This is a genomic window from Photobacterium sanguinicancri, assembly GCF_024346675.1.
Lineage (GTDB): Bacteria > Pseudomonadota > Gammaproteobacteria > Enterobacterales > Vibrionaceae > Photobacterium > Photobacterium sanguinicancri.
The window spans coordinates 396,021-418,999 of record NZ_AP024851.1; the positions used below are offsets into that span (position 1 = coordinate 396,021).

Annotated in this window: 18 protein-coding genes; 5 read left to right on the top strand and 13 right to left on the bottom strand. The window is 43.1% G+C overall.

The genetic code is table 11. From position 1 onward, the window contains the following. The first annotated feature begins 108 nt into the window (after positions 1-108). Positions 109-2,898, top strand: a complete 2,790-nt coding sequence (locus tag OCU87_RS18755) for a M16 family metallopeptidase (protein WP_261859073.1) — start codon at positions 109-111, stop codon at positions 2,896-2,898. 93 nt (positions 2,899-2,991) lie between these two features. Here OCU87_RS18755 and OCU87_RS18760 read toward each other — a convergent pair whose 3' ends face one another. From OCU87_RS18760 to OCU87_RS18775, 4 genes are all read right to left on the bottom strand, one after another. Next, the gene (locus OCU87_RS18760; RefSeq protein WP_261859074.1) at positions 2,992-3,126 is read right to left on the bottom strand and encodes a hypothetical protein; all 135 of its coding nucleotides are present in this window, start codon (positions 3,124-3,126) and stop codon (positions 2,992-2,994) included. A gap of 150 nt (positions 3,127-3,276) precedes the next feature. Next, positions 3,277-4,224, bottom strand: coding sequence for an FAD:protein FMN transferase (locus tag OCU87_RS18765; protein WP_261859075.1), 948 nt, complete (start codon positions 4,222-4,224; stop codon positions 3,277-3,279). 185 nt (positions 4,225-4,409) lie between these two features. Continuing rightward, positions 4,410-7,424: an NADH-dependent flavin oxidoreductase gene (locus OCU87_RS18770; protein WP_261859076.1), complete on the bottom strand. Its 3,015-nt coding sequence runs from the start codon at positions 7,422-7,424 to the stop codon at positions 4,410-4,412. A gap of 467 nt (positions 7,425-7,891) precedes the next feature. Then, the gene (locus tag OCU87_RS18775; protein ID WP_062687826.1) at positions 7,892-8,440 is read right to left on the bottom strand and encodes a dihydrofolate reductase family protein; all 549 of its coding nucleotides are present in this window, start codon (positions 8,438-8,440) and stop codon (positions 7,892-7,894) included. A 98-nt stretch (positions 8,441-8,538) separates the two neighbouring features. Here OCU87_RS18775 and OCU87_RS18780 point away from each other — a divergent pair, with 98 nt between their 5' ends. Next, complete coding sequence (locus OCU87_RS18780; protein WP_261859077.1) at positions 8,539-9,105, top strand: TetR/AcrR family transcriptional regulator; 567 nt, start codon at positions 8,539-8,541, stop codon at positions 9,103-9,105. Between the two features lie 64 nt (positions 9,106-9,169). Here OCU87_RS18780 and OCU87_RS18785 read toward each other — a convergent pair whose 3' ends face one another. From OCU87_RS18785 to OCU87_RS18800, 4 genes are all read right to left on the bottom strand, one after another. Beyond that, on the bottom strand, positions 9,170-9,454 hold the full coding sequence (locus OCU87_RS18785) for a Rossmann-fold NAD(P)-binding domain-containing protein (RefSeq protein ID WP_261859378.1): 285 nt from the start codon (positions 9,452-9,454) through the stop codon (positions 9,170-9,172). Between the two features lie 108 nt (positions 9,455-9,562). Further along, the gene (locus OCU87_RS18790; protein ID WP_261859078.1) at positions 9,563-9,763 is read right to left on the bottom strand and encodes an NAD-dependent epimerase/dehydratase family protein; all 201 of its coding nucleotides are present in this window, start codon (positions 9,761-9,763) and stop codon (positions 9,563-9,565) included. An 86-nt stretch (positions 9,764-9,849) separates the two neighbouring features. After that, positions 9,850-10,098, bottom strand: a complete 249-nt coding sequence (locus OCU87_RS18795) for an alpha/beta hydrolase family protein (protein ID WP_261859079.1) — start codon at positions 10,096-10,098, stop codon at positions 9,850-9,852. An 8-nt stretch (positions 10,099-10,106) separates the two neighbouring features. Beyond that, entirely contained in the window at positions 10,107-10,769 is a 663-nt protein-coding gene (locus tag OCU87_RS18800; protein WP_261859080.1) for an NAD(P)-dependent oxidoreductase, read from the bottom strand. Positions 10,770-10,942: 173 nt separating this feature from the next. Between OCU87_RS18800 and OCU87_RS18805 the strand changes: the two genes are divergently transcribed. Further along, the gene (locus OCU87_RS18805) at positions 10,943-11,857 is read left to right on the top strand and encodes a LysR family transcriptional regulator (RefSeq protein WP_261859081.1); all 915 of its coding nucleotides are present in this window, start codon (positions 10,943-10,945) and stop codon (positions 11,855-11,857) included. 57 nt (positions 11,858-11,914) lie between these two features. On the opposite strand, the gene OCU87_RS18810 is transcribed toward OCU87_RS18805, so the two are convergent. From OCU87_RS18810 to OCU87_RS18830, 5 genes are all read right to left on the bottom strand, one after another. Continuing rightward, positions 11,915-14,224 (bottom strand): glycoside hydrolase, encoded by a 2,310-nt coding sequence (locus tag OCU87_RS18810; RefSeq protein WP_261859082.1) that lies wholly within the window; start codon positions 14,222-14,224, stop codon positions 11,915-11,917. Between the two features lie 71 nt (positions 14,225-14,295). Continuing rightward, a complete protein-coding gene (locus OCU87_RS18815) occupies positions 14,296-15,186 on the bottom strand; it encodes a DUF2861 family protein (protein WP_062687829.1) in 891 nt (296 codons plus the stop codon). Further along, positions 15,183-15,836 carry a response regulator transcription factor gene (locus tag OCU87_RS18820; protein WP_062687830.1) on the bottom strand — a complete coding sequence of 218 codons (654 nt, stop codon included), beginning with the start codon at positions 15,834-15,836 and terminating at the stop codon, positions 15,183-15,185. The genes OCU87_RS18815 and OCU87_RS18820 overlap by 4 nt, the downstream gene beginning before the upstream one ends. Further along, a complete protein-coding gene (locus tag OCU87_RS18825) occupies positions 15,833-17,209 on the bottom strand; it encodes an ATP-binding protein (RefSeq protein ID WP_261859379.1) in 1,377 nt (458 codons plus the stop codon). The genes OCU87_RS18820 and OCU87_RS18825 overlap by 4 nt, the downstream gene beginning before the upstream one ends. A 218-nt stretch (positions 17,210-17,427) precedes the next feature. Further along, a complete protein-coding gene (locus tag OCU87_RS18830) occupies positions 17,428-18,336 on the bottom strand; it encodes a LysR family transcriptional regulator (RefSeq protein ID WP_261859083.1) in 909 nt (302 codons plus the stop codon). 220 nt (positions 18,337-18,556) lie between these two features. Here OCU87_RS18830 and OCU87_RS18835 point away from each other — a divergent pair, with 220 nt between their 5' ends. Both OCU87_RS18835 and OCU87_RS18840 read left to right on the top strand, forming a co-directional pair. Next, the gene (locus tag OCU87_RS18835; protein ID WP_261859084.1) at positions 18,557-21,475 is read left to right on the top strand and encodes an amylo-alpha-1,6-glucosidase; all 2,919 of its coding nucleotides are present in this window, start codon (positions 18,557-18,559) and stop codon (positions 21,473-21,475) included. A gap of 238 nt (positions 21,476-21,713) precedes the next feature. Then, positions 21,714-22,895, top strand: coding sequence for an MFS transporter (locus OCU87_RS18840; RefSeq protein WP_062687895.1), 1,182 nt, complete (start codon positions 21,714-21,716; stop codon positions 22,893-22,895). Positions 22,896-22,979 lie beyond the last annotated feature (84 nt).

A 22,979-nucleotide genomic window follows, 5' to 3' on the forward strand; every position in this document is an offset into this window, starting at 1 on the left:
ATAATTTATGACCGACAGATAGGATTGTTACGACATATGCACTTAAATAGACGAAAGTCCCACAATCGACGATGGTTGCACAGCATTTTGCTGGTGTGTGCAACTGTTGTGAGTTACCAGAGCGTAGCTCAAGTTCCTCCCCAAGATGTTCATTGGTTTGGTAAAAGCGATCTTCAACTAAACCCTAAACTTCACCCTTATACTTTAGATAACGGTATGCGAGTCGTGTTGGTTCCCAACAAAAAGCCAAGTCATGCTGTGGCAATGCGTTTGTATGTTCGCGCTGGAGCTTTGCAAGAGCAAGGAAATGTGGCAGGTGTGGCGCATTATCTCGAACATATGGCTTTCAATGGTTCAACCCATGTTCCAGAAGGTGAAATGATCCATATCTTAGAACGACATGGGCTGGCGTTTGGACCTGATACCAACGCAGAGACGAATTTTGAGTTCACAGAATATATGCTTGATTTGCCAAAAAATGATGATGAAAGCATAGATACCGCGCTGCATATTTTTCGTGAGACAGCATCTGAACTTACCTTGGCGCAAGGCGCGATTGATAGAGAGCGCCCAATAATTCTGGCGGAATATCGCCAACGCAATACATATGGCTTAAATGAGTTTGTGAGGTGGGGCAAGTTTGTCTATAAAGGGGCGGAGATGTATAACCATCTGCCTATTGGGACAGTAGAAAGCATCAACAAAATTAATCACAAAGAGTTAAAGCAGTTCTACCAGCAGTATTACCGTCCTCAAAATACTACGTTAATTGTAAGTGGTGATTTTGAACTTGCAACAATGCGTAAGAGAGTTGAACAGCAATTTGCTAGCTGGCGCAATACGACGCCAATTGAATACACAGACATGACTCAACCTGTGATTGAAGCAACGGAGCCTGAAGCGCAAGTAAGTATTGATAGAAATGCCCAAACGCAAGTGGGAATTCATTACTATCATGCGAAGCCGCAGCGTGTAGATCATGTGGCGCAGCGATTAACGAATATTAAGCAGTTGATTGCTAATAATGCATTGAATCATCGTCTCGATAGTTTGAGTTACGCAAGCAATAGTCGGTTCTTAGGTGCGTCGACATCGTCGGAGTACACGTTGGGTGTGGGTGAGTTAAATTATGTGACTACGGTGACGCAACCGGGGGATTGGCAATATGGCTTAAAACAGCTGGAACGAACCATTCGTCAAGCGGCTAAATACGGTTTTAGTAACAAGGAAATTAAGCGTCAACTAGAGAGTTTCCACCGTAACCTTAAACTTGCTGCTAATGATCCGAATGCAGGTACCAGCGGGGGGTATGCCCACGGTGTTTCCGCCAGCATCAAATACAAAAGAGTGATGTTAAGTGCGAAACAAGACTTGGCATTATTTGATACCCACACTGACGCCTTTACTACTAAAAGCATTAATCATGCTTTTGGCAAAATGTATGGAGAAGGCCAGCCTCGTATTTTTGTGACAGATTCTGTGGCAAAAGCTATAGGTGATAATGCTCAAGTGACTTCTGCGAAGACGGTGCTTGCTAGTTATCAACAGAGTTTAGCGTCGCCAGTGTTGGCTTATCAAGAGCATGAAGTAGGCGCTTTTGCCTACCAAGACTTTGGACAACCGCAATCAGCGAAGTTAGTGAAAACTTCGCAATACGGAGCAATCAAGTCTTATCAGTTTGCCAATGGCGTTGTGCTTAATGTGAAGCATACGGATATCGAGAAAGACACTATCTATATTAACATTCGCATGGGACACGGTTTTAAATCTTTAACCGCAGTACAGGCGCCTTTGGTGCAAATGTTTAACTTTGGTTTTGCAGCTGGTGGCTTAGAAGCACATACTTTGAATGATCTTCGTACCATCTTTGGTGGTAAAGATATTGGTGTGAGTATGACGTTGGCGGAAAATGCGATCAATGGCAATTATGTATCGGCACCAGATACGATTGAAGATCAGTTAGAAGTGTTCGCTGCATTTATGACTCACCCAGCTTATCGTACGGAAGGAAAAACCTTTGCCGATAAAATCCTGAATAACTCATGGCAAAACCTAGAGCAATCACCGGAAGGTGTCGAAAATGCTAACGTATATCCGCTGCTTTACCATGGTGATGCTCGTAGAGGGATGACGAAGCCTGAGGACTTAGATAAATTTGCGCTAAGCGATGTTGCACCTTTAGTGAAAGAGGCTACAGAAAAAGGCCCAATTGAACTTGCATTGGTAGGTGATATTACTGATGAGCAAGCCATCAAACTGATTGGTAAAACCTTTGGTGCATTGGATATTCATGTGCAAGCGCCATCGAACAAAATGACACCATCGCTACCTCCTGCGTTAGTACCGTCAAAAGTGTGGTATCACCGAGGCGAGCCTAACACGGCAGTTGCTTCCGGTTACTGGCCGCTTCCAGATGGTAAAGACTTCAAACAAGGTTTGGTTTATGATGTGATGAGTCAAGTTATCCGATTGAAACTAAACACTAAAGTTCGAGAACAAGTGGGTGCCGTTTACACGCCTTATACTAGCCATCAGCAATCGCTAACGACCAAAGACTTTGGTTTTATTGCAATGCATAGCAATACCAAAGTTAAACAAGTTGATGACGTGTTGAAGATGTACCGCGAAATCATGGCTGATATTCGTCAAGGAAAGATCAGTGAAGATGAGATGACGCGTGCGTTAACACCAATCTTGGACCAGCTTGATCAGCGTGAAGAGAGTAACAGAGTGTGGATGGACCTTGCCGCCACAGCCTATAGTTACCCTGATATTGTGGAGCAGCAGAGCAGTATTGAAAAAGATATTCAGTCGATCACGGCGAAAGATATTCAATTGGCTGCGAAAGCGATCCCTGAAAAGAGTATGATGGCGGTGAAAGTTTTGCCGGCCTCTTAAGCGCGTAAGCAATGTAATCACAAATTAGCTATGACATAACCCAAAGGCGCATTAAATGAAATGCGCCTTTTTGTATCTGGTTGAAATGCTTAGTTAACCAGTAAAATTTAGGATTGATTGCTCAAGGATTTGCTTAAACGCTGTGGTAGCTTGGCTATCAAAAATGCTTGGTGATACCACCACCCCAATACCACACTTATCGCCGTAAGGCACAAGGGTGATGATCAAGCCATAATGCCCTTGCAATGGGAAGTTGGCTCTGCCAGCTTTTAGGGATTATTGGTAAACTCAAGTTTAGCGGCGCTGTCACGGTTGTAGTGACCAAAATTAGCAACGCACTGTTCAAGTAAGGTAAGCATATTTATGTTTTTGAGTGTGCTATTTGGCGTAGTTGATAGTGTTTCCATTATCAATTAACCCTTGAGTTACGTGGACTTCTCCATGGTTTGAAACAGCGATAGCTTCTATATCCGCCTGCTGATTTAGGTAATGAAGCGCCTCTATTATCGAGGGTAAAAAGCCGGCGGTGCTCCATATTTCGCCATCGATAGAATGTTTAGAAATGATCGTGAGGCTGGCAATGTCAGTGGAAATTGGCATGCCTGTTTTTGCATCCAATAGATGATGATAGCGCTGGCCATTTGCATGGAAAAAGCGTTCATTTATGCCAGACGTCACCATAGATGCACCTTGAAGAGGAACTGCACGAATGATGGAACCACGTTCAGCGAAAGGGTGTTGAATACCGACATTCCATGCTTGGTTGGCATTGTTTGGTGAATGGCCGATGGTTAAGACATTCCCACCTAAACTGATAAAACCATGCTTAACGCCAGCGTTTACCAGTTGTTTTTTCACTTCATCAGCAAAAAAGCCTTTGGCAATAGCGCCTAGATCAATTTCCATACGGGGCTGGCTGAGGAAAACCGAGTGATTGTGCTCGTCTAAAATAATATTTTTAGGATCAACCAAAGAAAGTTTGGCTGCTATTTCCTCTGGTGTGGGCACTTTTGCATCGTTAAAGCCGATACGCCAAGTTTTAACCAGTGGCCCGATCGCGATGTTAAATGGGTTTGCAAGATCTTCACTGATTGTTTTGGCTATTTTGATCAGATTAAAGAGATCGGGCTGTACCATAACAGGTGAAATACCAGCATGACGGTTAACGCGCATTAATTCAGAGTCAGCTTGATTCACGGTGAACCGCTGAGCGTATTGATGAAGTTGGCGATAAGCATCTTGAATCAGTTGCTCACCGTTTGAATGGTGAACAACTAAGTCTATGAATGTTCCCATCATTTGGAATCTGGTCTGATACTTTGCCATTGAGGTGTGATTACCTATGGGTTAGACGAAAAATGGTCTCGATTGAAACGTAAGAAGAGGGAAGCCGTGCCTCCCTCTGTGAATGTCAACCTGAATTGACTTTAAGGAAATAGTGAATGTTTGCTCTGTATATTAATACTGAGCAGCGAACTCCGAGACACTATTCCCTTAGCATCTAGCTAGGGTTAACTGCGGTTGGCTGCACTTTCACCGGCAATACGGCCATAAGTGAAGATATCAATTAACGCGTTGCCACCTAAACGGTTACCCGCGTGGATACCCCCAGTGATTTCCCCCGCAGCATATAAGCCCGAAATGATCGCGCCGTCTTTGTTGATTACCCGTGCTTGCGTATCAATCTTTAGTCCCCCCATGGTGTGGTGAACGGAAGGTTGGCGTGGTGTAGCATAGAACGGTGCTTGCTCTACTTTTAAGCCAAATGCACTTTTGTTGAATTCAGAATCATGCCCTTGTTCGACACAAGCGTTGTATTGCTGGATGGTTTTCGTTAACTCCGTTTGTGGCATTCCAATTTTTTCAGCCAGCTCTTCAAGGGTATTAGCTTGAATGATGATGCCTTCTTTGATCTCTCGCTCGATAGTTTCATCAGAGGTATTCGCTGCGGTTTGACGGATCTTGTCATCTGCAATCATATAAATCAGACCACCATTATCAAAGAAAGCCTCAGATAGCACATCGCGGCTGCCGCATTCATCCACAAAGCGTTTACCTTGCTGGTTAACGAAGACAAAGTTCTCTGGTGGAACGATCAGTCCAGTTAACAATGCGCCAGATTTAGGATCACCAATCGGCATTAGTTGCACAAACCCCATGCCGACTAACTCTGCACCGGCTTTTTCACCAATCTCGATACCATCACCAATGAGTGCTGGCGAGTTGGTTGTTTTGATATCATCGGCGATCTCTTTCCAGTACGAGTTGTACTTTTTGATCATCTGCGTATTGGCGCCAAATCCACCTGAAGCCAGTACGACACCGTGATTCACTTTGATGACCAGTTTGGTACCGTTCGCTTGTGTTGCTTTGATACCGATGACTTTGCCATCTTCAATCATCAGATCTGTAGCGCGTGTATCGGTAATAATACGGCCATTTTGTTCTTGAATACTTTTTTGTAGTTTATCAACAAACTCAACGCCTTTTGGACGTTTAGGCTTGTGTGCTCGACGCCATAATGCCCCAACAGGAATTTCAACAACGCTGCGGTCAAAATCGATGCCTTTTTCGCTTAACCAGTCAATTGACTCCATTGCGCGTGAGGTCAGGGTTTCGACTAAATCATATTGGCCATAAATCGATTCACCGTTTAGGTCGGTGCGTTTACCTCCGAGGTAGGTTTGAATACGGTGTAATTCAACAGAATCAAAGAGGTATTGCTTGCCGCTTGCGAGAGCGCTGAAGTAAGTATCTAATTGTGATTTAAGTACTTTAAAATCAGCAAGGTACTGATCTGCAAACTCTGACTCCGGCGTTTGAGCCAACGCCATTAGGTTTTCTTTTTCGCCTGGTAGCGCTGCGAAATCATTTTGCCATTCAGGTTCAGCGGCATTCACCCAACCACCAGTACGCACAGTGTTGCCACCAATGGCTGGGAATTTTTCGAGTAAAATAACTGACTTACCTTTATCAAGTGCTGTCAGCGTGGCACTCAATCCTGCGCCGCCGCCACCAACAACCACGATATCTACATTTTCTTCGACGGTTTTAGATGACCATTCAACCGCTTCTCGAGCTTTACAGCGTAGCGCCTCTGAGTTACCACCAGCGAGATCAACGGCATTGGACACACCATCGATAACCGCTTGGCTACTGACAGTAGCCCCTGAAATTACATCGATATTTAAGGTTTGACCATCTAGGATTTGTTGTGGAATACGTTCAAATGCAGGGTTGGCAATACCGTCTGATTCTTTTGACGAATCAACCGTAATCTCAAGGATCTTATCTTCTGAGAAGGTCACAGTGACAGGTAAGTTGCCATTATGACCACGGCCATAAGCGGTATACTCACCTGAATCAAACTTAATTGAAACGTTTTGTAACTCTTTGATCCGCTGATGTTTAAGCGCTTCGGCAGCACTATCTACAATCATATAATCCATGATATCCCACAGTGGGGTGGGTATGAGCAAGGCTTCTTGCTGGGCAATGTCCGCAAACTCAGCACAGGTTTCATTCTTTAATGCTTTAGCGGCCCATGTCGGTTCGACTAAGTAGCCTTTACCCACACTCACCATGTCGTAGCCATGTGCGAGCGCCTTTTCTGCATCGGTCGTTTGTGCAATACCACCGACCCCAATGACTGGTATTTTGGCAACGGCTTCAGATTGAAGCTGACGGTATTTAGTGATGAGCGGTTCTTTATCTTCTGGGGTAACAATAGAATTACGGACCCAGTTACCCATTGAAAAATGGAAATAATCCAAGCCGTGTGTCGCCAGCTTATCTAACAGGTGCATGGTATCGTCGAAGCGGATACCTGGCTCTTCAATTTCTTCAGGCGAGAAGCGATAACCGATAATGAAGTCCGACTTATTATGCGATTGTGCGACTTGTTTGGTTTTATCTAAAACGGCAAGTGGGAATCTTGTGCGTTTCTCAATATCGCCCCCCCATTGATCATTTCTACGGTTGGAGTGTGGAGAGAAAAACTGTTGGATTAGATAGGTGTTTGCACCGTGGATCTCAACACCATCAAAACCAGCCAAGATGGCGCGATTTACGGCATTACCGAAATGCTCAATCATTGCAGCAATTTGAACTTCGGTCATTTCAAGCGGCGTTTCAGCGTTATCCCTAAGTGCAGCAACTGGGCTTGCTGAGATAGGTTGGTGACCGCCATTGAATTCTGGGTTTGCCATGCGGCCAGCGTGATAGATTTGCAAAATAGCTTTAGAGCCTTTCGCTTTGAGAGCATCGGCAAGTTTTTTCAGTCCCTTGATTTTACTATCTGTATCAATACCCAATGCTCCGGGGAAAGCACGACCATAATTTTCTACGAAAGCACTTTCTACAATAATGGCACCCGCATCACCAGCGCGAGAGGCGTAATAGGTGATCATCTCTTGTGTCACGCCGCCATCAAAAAAAGCGGATTGAATCGTCATTGGCGCCATTACGATACGATTCTTTAGCTGGACCCCTGATTGAAATACGATTTCATCGACTAACTGAGTCATCAATTTTTCCTTTTTACAGATTAATTTTCATATAAAATAAGCCTGTAGAATTTGTTGCTTTGTGGCAGGTACGTTTTATATGAAAACTGGATATCAAAACCGGAGATAAAGAGCAGGCATGAAAACAATAGGATCCTGCGATGGCGCTTCACTGCGCTTATAACCACAAAAATTATATTGATTTATAATTATGAGTAAAATGAATGGTTTGCATTGTTTGTATGACATAAACACATAAATGTTATTGTCTGATGGCGAGAGAGCTTGGTAGGTGCTGGATATTAGTTAGTGAGGGGTTGTGATAATTATTTTAATTATCAGTGCTTTAATATTGGTGTTGGGCGTTCAAAAAGGGAAGGAGCTATGACGTTTAGCGGTTTTGAATTATTCATGAATATGAGTGGATGGCTTTATTATTATCAACGCCCTTAGGCGCTGATAATATGTAAGTCGACTTAATTCATCCGTCAGCTTGGTATCAATGACTTATCACGCACAAAGCTGTTTTGAACGATACAGCCTAAAAATTGCTGTGATTCAACATGCTTGAATTTTAGTGGTGCTGCTAGTTCGCCAAACAGTGAAATACCACCGCCAAGTAGGGTAGGAATAGTGGTGATGATCATTTCATCGATCATGTCTTCTTTCAGAAAGTTTTGGATAGTCACGCCACCATCAATGTAAAGGCTGTTGAAGCCTTGCGCATTGATTTGACCAACTACGTCTTTTAGCTCTCCCTTTACGAGGAAGATTTTGTCTTCATAGCCAGCAGGAACCTCCGCCATGGTGTTGCTCAAAACAAAAACAGGCTTTGGGTAGGGCCATTCACAGTCAAAACTTAGCACCATATCAAGCGTGTTACGGCCCATCACAAGCGCATCAATACGATCCATAAAGTTACCAAACCCCATATCTGAACCCTCAGGGTTTGGGACTTCGTGTAACCAATCAATCTTGTTGTTTTTGTCTGCAATGTATCCATCAAGACTGGTTGCGATATAAACGATATTCGACATCTTTGACTCCACGCTCGTGATCATTATCAGTTGGCAATTTATGTCTAACGCTATAAAATATTCTACAGTGTAGAAATTAATTGTAGCGAGTGATCTCAATGAGTGTCAATGAGAAAAAACGTGGTCGTCCGAGTGGTAAGGGAAGTCAGCTTAGCCAAGCTTCGATCATCGAACAGGCGAAAAACTTGATGCAAGTTGAAGGTAAAATCCCCAGTATTCGCAAGTTATCAGCTGCGTTAAATGTGGATGCGATGGCGATCTACCATTACTTCAAAAATAAAGAGGCTTTGTTAGAAGCCATTACAGTTTCTTTGGTGACTGATATTTATGAGCCGAAAACCAATGCCCAATGGCAAGTAGAACTAGAGCACCTGTGTCATAGCTATTTATGTTTATTGGCGCAATACACTGGCTTACTTGAAACTTTGCTAAGTATGAAATCAACAGGGCCAGCTCACGTGTTTATAGATCGTTTTAATTTGATTATTGAACCACTGGCACTTTCTGATTCTATGCAAGAAAACGCTATTGGTTTGCTGGTGGATTATCTTCACGGTTTTGCTTTGGCGATGAAGTGCAGTGATGGTGCTTTAACGATCGATATGTGCCAAGGTGCGCTGGCCTTGTATTGTCGTGGAATTGCGAGTGAGTCTGTTAACCGCTAAGTAGCCACCGTGCTCACGATGGCCAACAATCAACTCTGCCTCATGAAATTAAGGTTATTGGTCGTTAGGGCGTTTTAATTGCGTTAAAAATTTCACCGCTGGCTGACTCTTGGATACTTGCTTGGTAATAACGGGCAACATCACTCGCTGGGATACCTGTGCTGCTATCAACTCCCCATTGCTCCATAGTTTCTTTTACCATGCTAGGGCTAACAGCGTTGATACGTTTGTTTGCAGGGAGTTCGAGCGCAGCAGTAGCAACAAAAGCATCTATTGCCGCGACGCCCATCGCAATAGCTGTTGTGTTGGGCATGAGAATATTAGCGGCTTGACCTGAGGTTAGGGTGATTGAACCACCGTCAGATAAGTGCTCTAAGCCATACGTACAAGGTTAACTTGCCCCATAACTTTGTTATGTAATACATTGAGGAACCCTGATTCTGGCATAGTTTGTAAGTTACCCATTTCCAGCCATGCTAACAATGGCATCAACAGTGCCAATTTGTTCAAACAGGCGATGAATCGACTCTGTACTTTCAATATCAACAGTGAGCTCGCCAGTGGAATGTCCAACGGGAATTACGTCGTGATCTTGTTGTAATAAACGCACTGTCGCTTTACCGATCAAACCATTGGCACCAATTGCTAAAATTTTCATTTTGCTATCCTTTATTTTGTTCTCTTTTATTGAATGTTTCTCAGCTTTCTTTGTTTTACGGCGTGTTAAAACTGAGTTTGTTGTAGCTAATGAATCACCTTGTCTGCTAATTGTTCGGATTGATCTTCTTGTAAGAAATGCGAAGCATTTTTGATTGTGGTGTGAGGCTGATGTTTAGCACCACTAAAGTTTTGTTGAAACTTCTCGTCATAATCACGATCAGCTAAGAAGGGGTCCTTATCACTGAATAGGGTGAGGACGGGTTTTGACCATTGTTTGAGTTTTTCCCAGTCGGCGTTGACTTGATCCAATTCAGTGGCGACGATTTCTGGCACCTTTAGTGTTACTGCCAGCCAATCATTTCTGTTGGTGAATCAAAGGGATCTGGTCGAGCTATAGCATCTAGCATCCATTGTGCGACATCTTTTTTTGATATTTGAGATGAAAGGTCAAAATGGTCGACAATAACTGCTTTCTTATCCGTTTGTTGATCGACAAGTCCAACAGGTCGAACTGCAAGACTGTCTATTGCACTATTCGCTAAAATCTTTTCCATCGCTGCGAAATCATTGAATGTTTTATTAATATTACTGCCTTTAATGAGTAATTTCATGATAGTGCTGATGTTAGAAAAGCTTTCAGCTACTCCTGCAGCACTAACAACAACGAGCCGTTTAATGTCATGAAATGTCATCGCATCTACGATATTTTTAGTACTTTGAGTCGCAAGGTCTGATGGAGAAGCAAGTGCAGACCATGGATTTTTCGCTGTTTTACGTTTGATACCAAGACAAGAAATTACCGCATTCTGATTACTCATCGCATCTTTGACTGTTTGTGGATCTAAGATATTTCCGTAAATCACTTTAACACCAGCTGGCGGTGTATATTGGCTATTCTGGCGGATCAATACCGTGACTAAGTAACCTTGTGCAACGGCTAATTCGACAGCCCACTGCCCACAACCACCTGATGCGCCCAATATTAATAACTTTTGTTGTGTCATGTTTCGTCCTCTTTATGCTTGGAGTCTGAATTTATCTCCAACTGATAACGACAGCTTACGGATCACCAGACGTTGGAAATAGATGGATAGCGACAAATCATTTTTGTTATAAAGACAAAAGTACTGTAATTTTGAGGTGGCATTGACGGGCTTATTTGAGGTTTATTGCTATTATGGACAAAATTAGAGCGTTGCGTTATTTCAAGCGCGTTGCTGAAGTGAATAGCTTTAGCCGAGTGGCAGAAGAGTTTGATGTGCCTCCGTCGTCGATATCCCGCAGAATAAAAGATCTTGAAGCTGAGCTTGGTGTTGAGCTTATTAAGCGAACAACACGTCATGTCAGTACCACAGAGCTAGGTAGCATTTACTACGACGCGATTGCGCCCGCATTGCAAAAAATAGATGAAGCAGATGAATTAATTTCGCAAAAGCGCGACGCAGTAGAAGGAAAGTTGCGTATTAGCACCACAGTTAATTACGGCGAAAAGGTATTAATGCCTATCCTGCAAAAGTTTAGGCAATTGCATCCAAGCTTAGTTTTGGATATCGATTTTTCTGAGGAACGTATTAGCTTATCGCAAGGATCAACAGATATCGCGATAAGGGCAGGGTACATGCCAGAAGAAAGGGTGATAGCTAAACCGTTATCAAGTGCTTTGTTTTGTTTAGTAGCCAGTCCTCAGACCCTTGCGCAGTTACAATCCCAAGCGGGTAAATCATTACTTACTTTTGATGACATTAAAGCCAGTCCTGCACTGCAGTATCGGAGCAGTCATGGTGTATTTTCTTGGTGGGCGATTGATGAAGAGGAGCGTGAACGTATCGACACTACACCGGTATTGGTCTGTAACAGCGGTGAAACTCTTCTTCAGGCTGCAATTAATCATGAAGGAATTGCACTGTTTCCAAGTTGGTGGATAAAGCCTTATTTAGTCTCAGGTGAATTGGTTGAAGTACCGACAGAGTGTCAAATCACCAGTAGTCCAACCGTTAGTCTAGATATTTATATTATTTATCAACAGGCTAAATATCAAATCCCTAAAGTGAAAGCATGTGTAGATTTCTTGCTCGCCAATTTAACAGAGTAAAAGTCTTTGGATACATCCAAAGACTTGATGGGGCTTTCCGCGAGCTTTAACTATTTGTTATTTACTTACCCAGGACACTTTTTTACCGTTACTCAAATCGGCAATGATTGTGTGTGGTGCAAGTGATGTTTGACGGGATTTGAATAATTTATCTGAAAAGTTAGCCGTTATTGTGCTGCCATCGCTAAAGCGAGTTTGCTGGATATTTCCTTTATTATCTAGCCATTTAAAATCAACAAGCTGTTTATCCCAAAGTTGTTGGTGAATCGGCTCGTAACCCTCTTGATAATGTTTCAGCGCTTTGATTCTCGGGCTATTGGCACTCTTTGCTTCATCGCGACTGAGGTGAACCATTGCGGGCGTGTTATAGAGCATCGAAATCAAATCACGTTCTGTTTGTACGTTACTGAATTTGAGACTGTCACTATGCCAGTGGTGGCTGTTAATCACCTCATCGTGAAATACAGCTTGGTACAGCGGTACACGGTATTGTGGTGCAAACAGCAGTGTTTTATAAGGTTCTTTGACCTTGGCTGATTTGAAGAAGAAATCAGGCTTATGATCGGGATACCAACGGCCAAGGTAATAAGGCGAGGCTTTATTATTCTTCATGTCTTTATCTGTCCAGCCAAAACCTATGGTTTCTAAGCCATGAGCAAAAGCGGTTCCAGTGGTGGTTAAGCTATTACCATCTTCTGAACCTAATACCACGCCTGTATTTTTTGCAATCCAATCCATACGATGGTTAAACGCTGTGATCATCTGGGATTCATTACTTTTTGCTTGGTAATCTTCGCGTGCCATGGCGGTGCCATCAACATCTAAAAATAGGCTATTGAATCGCCCGTATTTCACAATATCTTTAACCCTTTGCTGTACATAATCAAGATGACATTGAGGGTTAAGGTAATACCCATTCCCTCTGAAGCCTTTTTTCTTGCTGCCATCGGCAAGCTCTATGGCACATTGCTTACGTATTGCATTTGGTAATTGAGCTGTGAGCCAGCCATCGTTTAAACCCAATGGAATAGCGGTATTATACGAATCGTAGGTTGCTACTAGGTATCCTGCTTGTTTGGCTTTATCGACCATCTTTGGTTGGTAAAACGCAGGCATCCAGTTATCTAGCCCTAGCCACAGCTTGTTAATCCCTGATTGTTCTAGTGCTGTGATCATATCTTCCGAGAGTGCTTGTCCCCATTCTCTACTGCTGATCAGATAGGGCTGCGCATGTTGTGCTAACCATTTTTTCCGCAGTTGAACGGCTTTAAATTGTGCGGCAATGCCATTGTTAGCTAGGGTTGGCTGAGGTGCCGGATATTTAGCACGAAGAGAGGCGTTAATGCTATCGACCAATAATTGCTTATGGTAGTGACTAAACCAATCTTTACCTTGTGTCAGTGCTTTGAGTTCTTTATTCGCTTCAGCAGGGATCGTTAGTGTTGAATGTGTAAAATACCAATTCTTCAACTGCCACCAGTTGATAACATCTTCTGGACTTATCCCGTCAGAACCGAATAGGTAAACCTGAGAAGCGCCAATCATCTTTTCAACAGCGGGTGTTTGTATGATTTTCTTCGTTAACGGTTCGGCTTGGCCGTGCTTAATTCGCCATTGACGATAACGTTTTGCGCCATCGAGCATGTTAGCGCCAATACTCATTCGTATTACAAAGGGCTCATCTTGATTGAGTGCGGTGAAATAGTGGGTCGCCGTCATATCAATTTTGTGTGCATTGTATTTTTTGTTGCCGCTGGTTTTACTGTTATTCACGAAGGTTAATTCGTTATTGGTTGGGTTAGCCAATTGTACTGTGATGAAGTGGCCTGCTTGTTGCGAACTCCAGAAGGGCATTTTTAAGTCTTGGGTCGTGTTAGCGCCTGAATGATTGTCTGCTAAATATTGCGCCCATTGAGAATTATCAGTAGGGATCCGCATACCTTCACTGAATGGCAAGTACAGTTCGTTTGTTTGGCTGTCGTTTAAATTAAACCAGTTCAGCGAGACAGGTTTATTGCGATCTATTGGATCCATGGTTGAGGCGTCAAACGCTAACTCGAGTACCTCGCCATATGTCGCTTTAACCGTTATTTTACTTGGCAATAAAGTCCAACTGGCACGATTGGTGCCCGTTTGACTCAGTTCGGAAGGTGTTTGCGGTTTACCATTAACTAGAAGTGCTGGAGAGTTAATAGAAATATTTTGTTTATCTGTCAATTGCCAGTCCAGCTTGAGTGACACTGGCGAGACCGTGACTTGTTCTGAGCCATTTTGTAATTGTAGGCTCAGTTCGTTTGCCGCTGTTGAAGGTGTGGTAAGTATCGCCATAAGCAAAGAGAGAGGAAATGATTTTGTAACGATTGACATGATTAACTCCGTTTGTGTTTGTTACGGATATTAAACGTCATCAATTGTTGGTAATTGTCACCTATTTGTCTCTATCTCAGGTTTATGGACTTTTGTTTATGGTCGGTTGTTTTGGTATGCACATTTTGCGGGATTGGAATAGCGACTCTGTGGAGGTACTCAATTTTTACACCTGTTTGATATTCAAAAATAGATGCCGATGCACTTAAATAGCTCGCCTGATTTGAAGGTGGAGCAGGAAGTCGTGTGTTTGTTTCAGCGCTAGTTTTACTCAGTGATACTTCACAAAGGTCTATTGGTTGTTTTAAGCCAATTTGGTTGTAGTTTTGATCGAACCATTCCCAGCTTAACGAGGGTGGAGAGCAATGTGTAATTGTTTCAGGCAAATGTGTTATTAGCTGAGTATTGAGCGTTCCTTCTCGCGAAAGCCAGCTTTCGGTATCACTATTTGTTAGCAGTAATGGATAACGGTTTTCACCAACTTCAAGCTGATATAGCCCTGCTTGAGGTTTAGCGAGTAGCTCATTCGTTTCCCATTCTTGGTAATCACGCTTAGCAGTTAGTTCTCCACTAACTAACTGCTCTCCCTGAGGGGTATAAAGTGAGAATACTTGCGTTTGCTTTACTTGCTCAGCAGAGATCTTAACTTGGTAGCCAAGGCTGGCAAGCCCTGAACGACTAATAATCGTTAACGTTAATTTGGCAGATAGTCCATTGCCCTCATGCATTAATTGCTGACCACATCGGGTTTGCACCATAATTTCATTTTTGATCGGCAGCCAGTGCTGGCTGTCTATATCAAATTGACTGACGGCAAGCAATAATTCTTGCCATGCTCGCTGTGGGTGCTTTACAAGTAATGCATCTAGCGTTGGTTGTAAAGGTGAGTTAGGGAACCAAGAGGCTGAGCTGGTAACTGGCGCGAGCGTACATACCATGAATAAAAGTGTTTTGATCTTCATTTAGCTTTGGCCTCTAATAGGCGATAGCCAACGCCACGATGTGTTTCTATATTCAGCTCTGGGAGTTGCTGGCGAAGGCGTAAAATATGATTATCAACGGTTCGCGTCGTAGGAAATGCTTGGTAGCCCCAAATTTTATTTAGCAACTCTTCGCGATGGAAAACACGCCCTTGGTTTTGGAGCAGTAGCAGCAGCAGTTGAAACTCTTTGGGTTTCAGATTTACCTCGGTCGTTTGCTGTTTAACAACCCGCTTTGATGGATCAACCATGAGCGATTGATAATTGATTTGCCCTGAGCCAATAGGGCGAAGGTGTGTAATGATCCTTGCCAGTAATTCATCTTGGGCAAAGGGCTTAGTCATATAGTCTTTCGCACCAGCCATTAGACCTTCTATGCGTTGCTCGACGTCAACTTTTGCTGTCAAAATGATCACTGGTAGTGCTTTTAAGTTAAGCCAGTACGGTAAATGCTTGAGGCTATCGCAACCATCAAGTTGACGATCAAGCACCACTAAATCGGCTTTAAACCAATGCTGTTTTACATTGTGAGATGAGGTTAGCCAAGTGCACGAAAAACTATGAGAAGCTAGGTATTGACGTAAACCATCACCAAGTAATTCATCGTCTTCAATTAAAAGAATATGGCTCATAAAGGCATCTCCAAAATACAGCTAGTAGGTTTTCTTTCTATGATTAATCGTCCGCCCATTTGCGTCATCAGCCGTGTGACAATGCTTAGCCCAATCCCCATGTTATCGGGGTGCTTTTGGGGAGATAACCAGATTAACCAGCGTTCAATGAACGAAGGGAAGCGCCCCTGATCAGAAACGCTGATACGAAGTGTTTTTTTCTTTTTTCTAAATATTGTCTGTGTAGGCGGTCGCATTTCAACATGAATACGGATTGATCCTTTGCCATGTTGCTTTGCATTGTTGATCAAGTTATCTAAGCAGATCGACAGCCAGTAAAAAGGCAAAGTGAGTGTGTGATTTTCATCGAGTTGAAAGCTGATCCCATGTTTGTCACAAACATGTGTTAGCCACTCTTCAAGCTCTGCGACTTGTTGTATCAGTTGCTGGTTTTTATCTGTGCTTAAGTAACCTTTACTGGTTTCAGTTAATTGCGCTAGCCGTTGGTGATCAGCCAATAGTCGCCACACTGCTTGCTGCGCTGTTTGATTGAGGTTATCGAACTCATCCCTAAACATTTCAACTGTTAAACCTAAGCTGGCAATGGGAGTGCGTAGCTCGTGGGTAAGTAACTGCAGGATAAAACGCTTATCTCTATTTTGTTGCTGCCTTTGGCGTAGGCTTTTTAAGCCTATAATCGTCATACCAAACAACAGCAATAATAATGTGAATTTTAATAGAGTCGAATTGGGCTTCTGGTCACTTAAGCAAAGATTGCTGTAACGAAATGCACAATTACTCGCCCCAATCTTGATACCAAGCTGCTTGGCGAGTGGCTGCCAAATGTTAGCTGTTATTTTTTTCCAACCTTCTTTGCCACTTAACCATAAGGTGTCACCGTCAAGCCAAGCTCGATAACCGCTTAATAGTGCATCTCGGCCTTTAGGTGAGAGTGATTGAAAAAATGAATATAAAGGGTGAGCTGGATTATCTGCGCTTAGATAGGTCTGGAAAGGTGCGCTTATCTTTGTGATGCCTTTTTGCCTGAAGTAGCGATCAGCATAGCTTGCGCCTGCAGGATAGCGGAGTGAATGATTATTAAACCATGTAATGTCTAATTTATCGTCATCGACTGGCGGTTTTGAACATAGCATCAGTTCAAATTCGACAGCGGTTTTGAGTTTATCATCGATCAATTTTGGTACTGCACAGTTTGATTTTATCGCAGACAGTTGTTGAATATCTTGCCAAGTATAATGCTTAAAATCTGGGTATTGCACAGTAGAGAGCAATAGCTCTGTTGGGTATTGGCTTAGTTCCTGCTGCGTTAGTGTTACAGGGTTATCGCGCCAATTTTTTTGATAAAAAGCCTGCCACTTATCTTGTAAGTTCATGGCGCTAGCAGGTGCAGAGGCACTTGCTAGCTGCAGTGCTAACAATAGGGGTAATCCTTGCCCAAATAAGCGGATTGAAAACCGAGATGAACCCATAAAGTGCGATGATTCAAAAGAAGAAGTGTTGTCATGGTATCGGTTTTTCGCTTTGATTTGTAACCCCAGTGTCAACAATGCATTTAAGCCTTACTTTAGCGCGATACGAAATCAGTATGCTGTTATAGCTTAGCGGCGAGTTGAGTGATTTTCTCAATGAGTGCCAAGTGAGATTCAGATGTTTCTCTTCTGTGATGGTAAATGCCCACAGTGCCTGAATTGGGTTCTTTTTCCATGGTTAGGCATTGTAGCCCGAAAGATTCAAGGTACGTTTGTAGCGCCTTGGTATAAGACATGATCGCCACGCTATTTTTAAGAACGTCAATGCTAGCAAGTAAAGAATCAAGCTCATAAGTGGCACGTTCATCAAGTTGCTGACGATCACGCTCGTATTGTTTTGGACTGGGGTTGTCGATGATATGACTGAATTTCTTCGCATCATAAGTGACCGAGAGGGCTGGGTATTTGTGCAGCATCTCTTCGGTTACCGTTTTGCCTAAAAGCGGATGATCAGGTGAGACAAAATAAGTATCGGTCGTTTGAAAAAGAGGGATAAAAGTCACATCACATTTTTCAGATAAACCCACGATTTCATGGCCAATGAAAAATTCGATATCTTCGTTGATCAGCGAGTCCATTAAACAGAGATGATTACCAAATTCAACGTGGGTAGACGCTAAAGGTGAATGTGTGAGGTGTTCATCCAGTGCTTGTTTTACAAACAGTGGCCACCACGCATCGCCAGTGCCGATTTTAATTTTGCCAACTTGATATTTCTTCCTTTCACTAATGCTTTGTACCATTAGGTTGTATTCGTGTTGCATCGCATTGCTGTGACGATAAAGAATACGGCCATATTCGGTCAGTATCATGCCTTTAGATGTTCGTTCAAACAGATCGACATCAAGGCTTTCTTCAAGCTTCTTTAGATTGCTGGTTACTGTTGGTTGGCTCAGTCCTGCCATTCTTGCTGCGGCGCTAATACTTTTACAACGCGCGACAAGTAAAAACTGTTGCAGAGATTTGTCCATATCTTATTCCTTAAAAGTGCGAGCCATTTTGCACAAATTCACTTGCAAATCACAAATTTGAAATCATTCTCAAGTCAGAATAAACATATTTAATAGATCTAGATCACGGCTGTTCGTCGAGATATAGCTTTTATCTATGACCTGGCGCATCCCACCTATTTTTCCTGTGAGAGTGAGTTTTTTACACTGACGCACAAAATAACGAATGGAAGGGATGAACATGAAACCGAGTATTATCGCGCTTGCTGTCGCATCATGTATCGGGCTTGCCGGGTGTAATTTTAACTCTGACTCACAAGAGAGTGTAAATATGCCGACTGTCGCACCTAAGCCGGAAGATAAACCTATCATCAGCGAAGATTTGTATCTACGTGGTTTAAATGGTGATTGGGGCACGGCTGAGCATGCCAAGCTGAATTATTTGGGTGATAACGAGTACGAAACGGTACTAAGAGTGGCGCGCGGTAGTAATCAGTTTAAGATTGCCGATCCTGGTTGGCAGCTAGAATACACCCATTTTACTGAGCCCACTGAGTTTGACGTGGCGCAGGACTATTATCCGAAACCCGAAATTAATGATGATTGCATGAATGATGACTGTAACTCTGTCATCACTTTTAAAGAAAAGGGCTATTACAAATTTGCTGTCAGTTTTGCCAATGAAAGCAGTGCAACAATGACGGTAACTAAAGCGACTCAAGCTGAGGCTGAGAAATATTACTCAGAGGCCATTATAGATCCTGCGATGGTTCACAACGGCCACCAAGTTAAAGAAGCTCAGCAATTCGCCAACTATGATGGCACCCAAGATACTGTGGTGTTTTCTGTAAAAGACCCACAAGCCAAACAGCGTGAGTTTGGGATTTCAACAACGACAGAGTTACGTGATGCCTTGGATCAAGGCTTAATTGTGAATGAACAGGCTGGCCCGCGAGTAATATCAGGCGATGTTGCCTTTGATGCACTGTTTGCGATGAGCCTGAAAGAGCTGAGCCAGCTATCGGTGTCTGAAATTAAAGACGGTAACTATAACTACAATAAGCCAATTAAAGCGGAAGTATTTGAAACCGGTGCCAAGTGGCACTATGTGTGGACTCGTGATTTAGCGTATGCGGCTGATCTCTCGTTAGCATTGATGAACCCGACACGGGTTAAGAATGGGCTTAATTTCAAATTGTCTGGCTTCCGTGCCAATACTGGTAAGCAATACGACGGCGAGCAAATTGTGCAAGATACTGGTACGGGAGGGAGCTGGCCAATCAGTACCGACCGTACAACGTGGGCATTGGGTGCTGAGCGATTACTTTCAGCATTAGACGGTGAAGCATACGATCAATTTGCGGAACGTGCTTATAACGCGATTAGCAATACACTGGAAGCTGATCGCCTAGCAGCTTTTGATCTGCAGTCAGGTTTGTACAAGGGGGAGCAATCCTTCCTTGATTGGCGCGATCAAACATACTCTACGTGGACACCGCAAGATGTGAATGCCATTGGTAGCAGTAAAGCCTTGTCGACGAATGTAACCCACTATCGAGCGATGCGTTTAGCCGCAAAATTGGCAGAGCAGTTTGATTCAAAAAATGCCGTTAAATATGGCGAATGGGCTAAGCAGTTAAAATTAGCGATTAATGATAAGTTCTGGAATGCACAGCGTGGTATGTACGTTAGCTACCTATTTGATAACGGTAAAGATATCGCGGTAGATAAATATGACATGCTTGGTGAATCGCTGGCTATCATTAGTGGTATTGCGAGTGATGAGCAAGCCAAGAAGATCATGGCTAATTACCCACACAGCGAATTTGGTGTGCCCGTGTACTTCCCTCAGCAGCCCGATGTGCCGGTTTATCATAACCGTGCAATTTGGCCATTTGTAACAGCTTATAGTTTACGTGCTGCGAAGCAAACACTAAACGTAGCCGCAGCCAACAATGCGGTGCAATCTTTGGTGCGCGGAACCGCAACGAACCTGTCTAACATGGAAAACCTCGAATGGTTATCGGGTAAGTCATTTATCATTCATAGCGATCATGGTGCAGACGCCAGCCTTGATGGCCCTGTGATTAATTCACAGCGCCAACTTTGGTCGGTCGGTGGCTACCTGAATATGGTTGTGGAAACGATTTTTGGTATTCATACCGAAACAGGGCAATTAGAGGTTAATCCGTTTATTACCGGGTGGATTCGCAATAGCCTATTTGCGCATTCCCAGCAAATCACACTCGAAAATTTTAGCTTCAAAGGAAAAACAGTCTCAGTCACTATCGACTTACCACCAGCAAGTGATGACATGTCTGGTTACTACCCAGTTGATAAGGTACAAACCGATAAAAACGGTAACTACCGTGTCACTTTAGGTGCGTTGGTTGGAAATGATGACACGATCAAGGTCATTGCGGGCGTGAAGCCTTACGCAAGTGATGATAGCAAAGTGTACTCTCCGAAAGAGCCAACATTAACGGCGAAAGTGATTGATGATGGCAGTGTTAAAGGCGTAGCGGTCGATGTTCAGAGTAAATACAAGGTTAACTTGTACCGCAATGGTCAGCTTATTCAAGACGGTGTTGCAGCGCAGCAGTATATTGATACCCCACAAGGGTTTGCCTGCTACATAGCCGAAAGTATTAATGACCAAGATTTCCGTTCAAATCCAAGCCAACCTGTATGTGTCGGTAATGATATTCGCGTCAAACTTGAAGGCGATTACCATACACTGAAGCAAGGTGTCTCTGTGGTAACGGTTGATCAAGACAGTGGACCTGTAAACAGCCTTAATAGTTTTGTTGTACCTAAGACAGGGACTTATCAAATAGCCGCTTGGTATAACAACAACCTTGGTCAGCTAAACACTGGGATCACAAATACGGTGAAGGAGATTGAAGTGTTTGATGATTCGGCGAAGGTGGTTGGTCAGGGTTATTTACAGATGGGACACATTGGCGAGAACAAGGGGATGCGTTATTCAACCCCAGTTGAAGTCAATTTAGAGCAGGGTAAGGCATATCAGTTCACGATTAAGGATCATTTTAATATGAGTTACCTCAAATCGAATGAAACCTATATCTACGCTGGTGGCGTCGATGGTGTGAAAAATGAAGCGAAAATTGCAGACATTCGCATTACACCGCTCCAATAAAGTAGTGCAACACAGTTAAAGCACCTTGAGTACAAAGCCGTTGAAGTTATTCAGCGGCTTTTTCGTTTCTGCTACTTATAAAGCGATAGTCAACTCGTCTGCCTCTGAATGCTCTTTAATCAATTGTTCGTAATTTCTGAATAATGAATTTAAATTTTACTCAATTATCAAATTTAATTTGATGAATATACTGGTTACATACTTTCCAAGACTCATCAGAAAAAGAATTGAGATGATTATGAAAAAAGAAAAAATGCCATTACAGGTATGGATTTTAACACTGGCTGCATTCGCGATTGGTACTGCGGAGTTTGTGATTGCAGGCCTGCTTCCACAAATTGCATCATCACTATCAATTACAGAGGGGCAAGCTGGTTACCTCATCAGTGCGTACGCATTAGCCATTGTTTTTGGTGGACCGATTCTAACGATATACCTCGCGCGATTTAATAAAAAAGCGGTGCTTGCCAGCTTGATGGTGCTGTTTATTCTTGGTAACGCGATGTCAGCCTTTGCACCTAACTACACAATTTTAATGATAAGCCGAGTGATAACTGGCTTAGTTCAAGGTCCTTTTTACGGTATTGGTGCGGTTGTTGCGACAAACTTAGTGTCTGAGAAAATGGCAGGACGGGCCGTTGGTCAGATGTTTGCAGGTTTAACATTGGCGAATGTACTGGGTGTTCCTGGCGGTACTTGGATTGGCTTACAGTTTGGTTGGCACAACACTTTTATTACGGTTGCAGCATTAGGCTTGGTCGCGATGGTATTCATTCTGGGTGTGGTTAAATCAACGGGTCATGGTGAAGCGAAAGATGTGAAGGCACAGCTAATGGCATTTAAAAACCCAATGTTGTTAATGAGTTTGGCCATCACGGTGTTTGCATGGTCTGGCTTCATGACGCTTTACGGCTACATTGCACCTATTGCCACTCACATTACAGGCTACGGTGAAGAAGCAGTAACTTGGATTTTGGTTATCGTTGGTCTAGGTCTGATTGTTGGTAACACTGTGGGCGGACATTCTTCTGATAAGAACCTTCATAAGGCATCAATGTTCTGGGCATTTGCGATGATCGTTTCTTTAGTACTGGTGGGCTTAACCGTTGATAACCAGATCTTATTTGTTGCAGCAGCATTTGTTTTTGGTATTGCTTCTTTTGCAAATGTACCCGCTATGCAATTACGAGTAATGAACCATGGTGGTGAAGGTCAAGAACTCGCAGCGACAGCAAATATTTCAGCGTTTAACTTAGCGAATGCATTCGGTGGCTTCCTTGGTGGCATGGTGTTGGATAGCCATATGGGCGCAGGCATGATTCCGTACGCAGCAATAATAGTTCCTGTATTTGGTTTAATATTGATTTCGGTTGCTAATAAACGTGAAACGCTAGCGTTTACATCAGCAGAGCAATACTAAGTAATACATTCAATAAAAATGGTAGATAGAAATAAATAACTCTACAGACAATAAGAAGAGTACCCAGCCTTAGCTGGGTACTCT

What these genes read in the sequence shown, in the direction of transcription:
- OCU87_RS18765 (WP_261859075.1), bottom strand. Translation starts at nt 4,224, where the DNA reads ATGGCAAAGTATCAGACCAGATTCCAAATGATGGGAACATTCATAGAC.
- OCU87_RS18770 (WP_261859076.1), bottom strand. Translation starts at nt 7,424, where the DNA reads ATGACTCAGTTAGTCGATGAAATCGTATTTCAATCAGGGGTCCAGCTA.
- OCU87_RS18775 (WP_062687826.1), bottom strand. Translation starts at nt 8,440, where the DNA reads ATGTCGAATATCGTTTATATCGCAACCAGTCTTGATGGATACATTGCA.
- OCU87_RS18780 (WP_261859077.1), top strand. Translation starts at nt 8,539, where the DNA reads ATGAGTGTCAATGAGAAAAAACGTGGTCGTCCGAGTGGTAAGGGAAGT.
- OCU87_RS18790 (WP_261859078.1), bottom strand. Translation starts at nt 9,763, where the DNA reads ATGAAAATTTTAGCAATTGGTGCCAATGGTTTGATCGGTAAAGCGACA.
- OCU87_RS18800 (WP_261859080.1), bottom strand. Translation starts at nt 10,769, where the DNA reads ATGACACAACAAAAGTTATTAATATTGGGCGCATCAGGTGGTTGTGGG.
- OCU87_RS18805 (WP_261859081.1), top strand. Translation starts at nt 10,943, where the DNA reads ATGGACAAAATTAGAGCGTTGCGTTATTTCAAGCGCGTTGCTGAAGTG.
- OCU87_RS18810 (WP_261859082.1), bottom strand. Translation starts at nt 14,224, where the DNA reads ATGTCAATCGTTACAAAATCATTTCCTCTCTCTTTGCTTATGGCGATA.
- OCU87_RS18815 (WP_062687829.1), bottom strand. Translation starts at nt 15,186, where the DNA reads ATGAAGATCAAAACACTTTTATTCATGGTATGTACGCTCGCGCCAGTT.
- OCU87_RS18820 (WP_062687830.1), bottom strand. Translation starts at nt 15,836, where the DNA reads ATGAGCCATATTCTTTTAATTGAAGACGATGAATTACTTGGTGATGGT.
- OCU87_RS18825 (WP_261859379.1), bottom strand. Translation starts at nt 17,209, where the DNA reads ATGAACTTACAAGATAAGTGGCAGGCTTTTTATCAAAAAAATTGGCGC.
- OCU87_RS18830 (WP_261859083.1), bottom strand. Translation starts at nt 18,336, where the DNA reads ATGGACAAATCTCTGCAACAGTTTTTACTTGTCGCGCGTTGTAAAAGT.
- OCU87_RS18835 (WP_261859084.1), top strand. Translation starts at nt 18,557, where the DNA reads ATGAAACCGAGTATTATCGCGCTTGCTGTCGCATCATGTATCGGGCTT.
- OCU87_RS18840 (WP_062687895.1), top strand. Translation starts at nt 21,714, where the DNA reads ATGAAAAAAGAAAAAATGCCATTACAGGTATGGATTTTAACACTGGCT.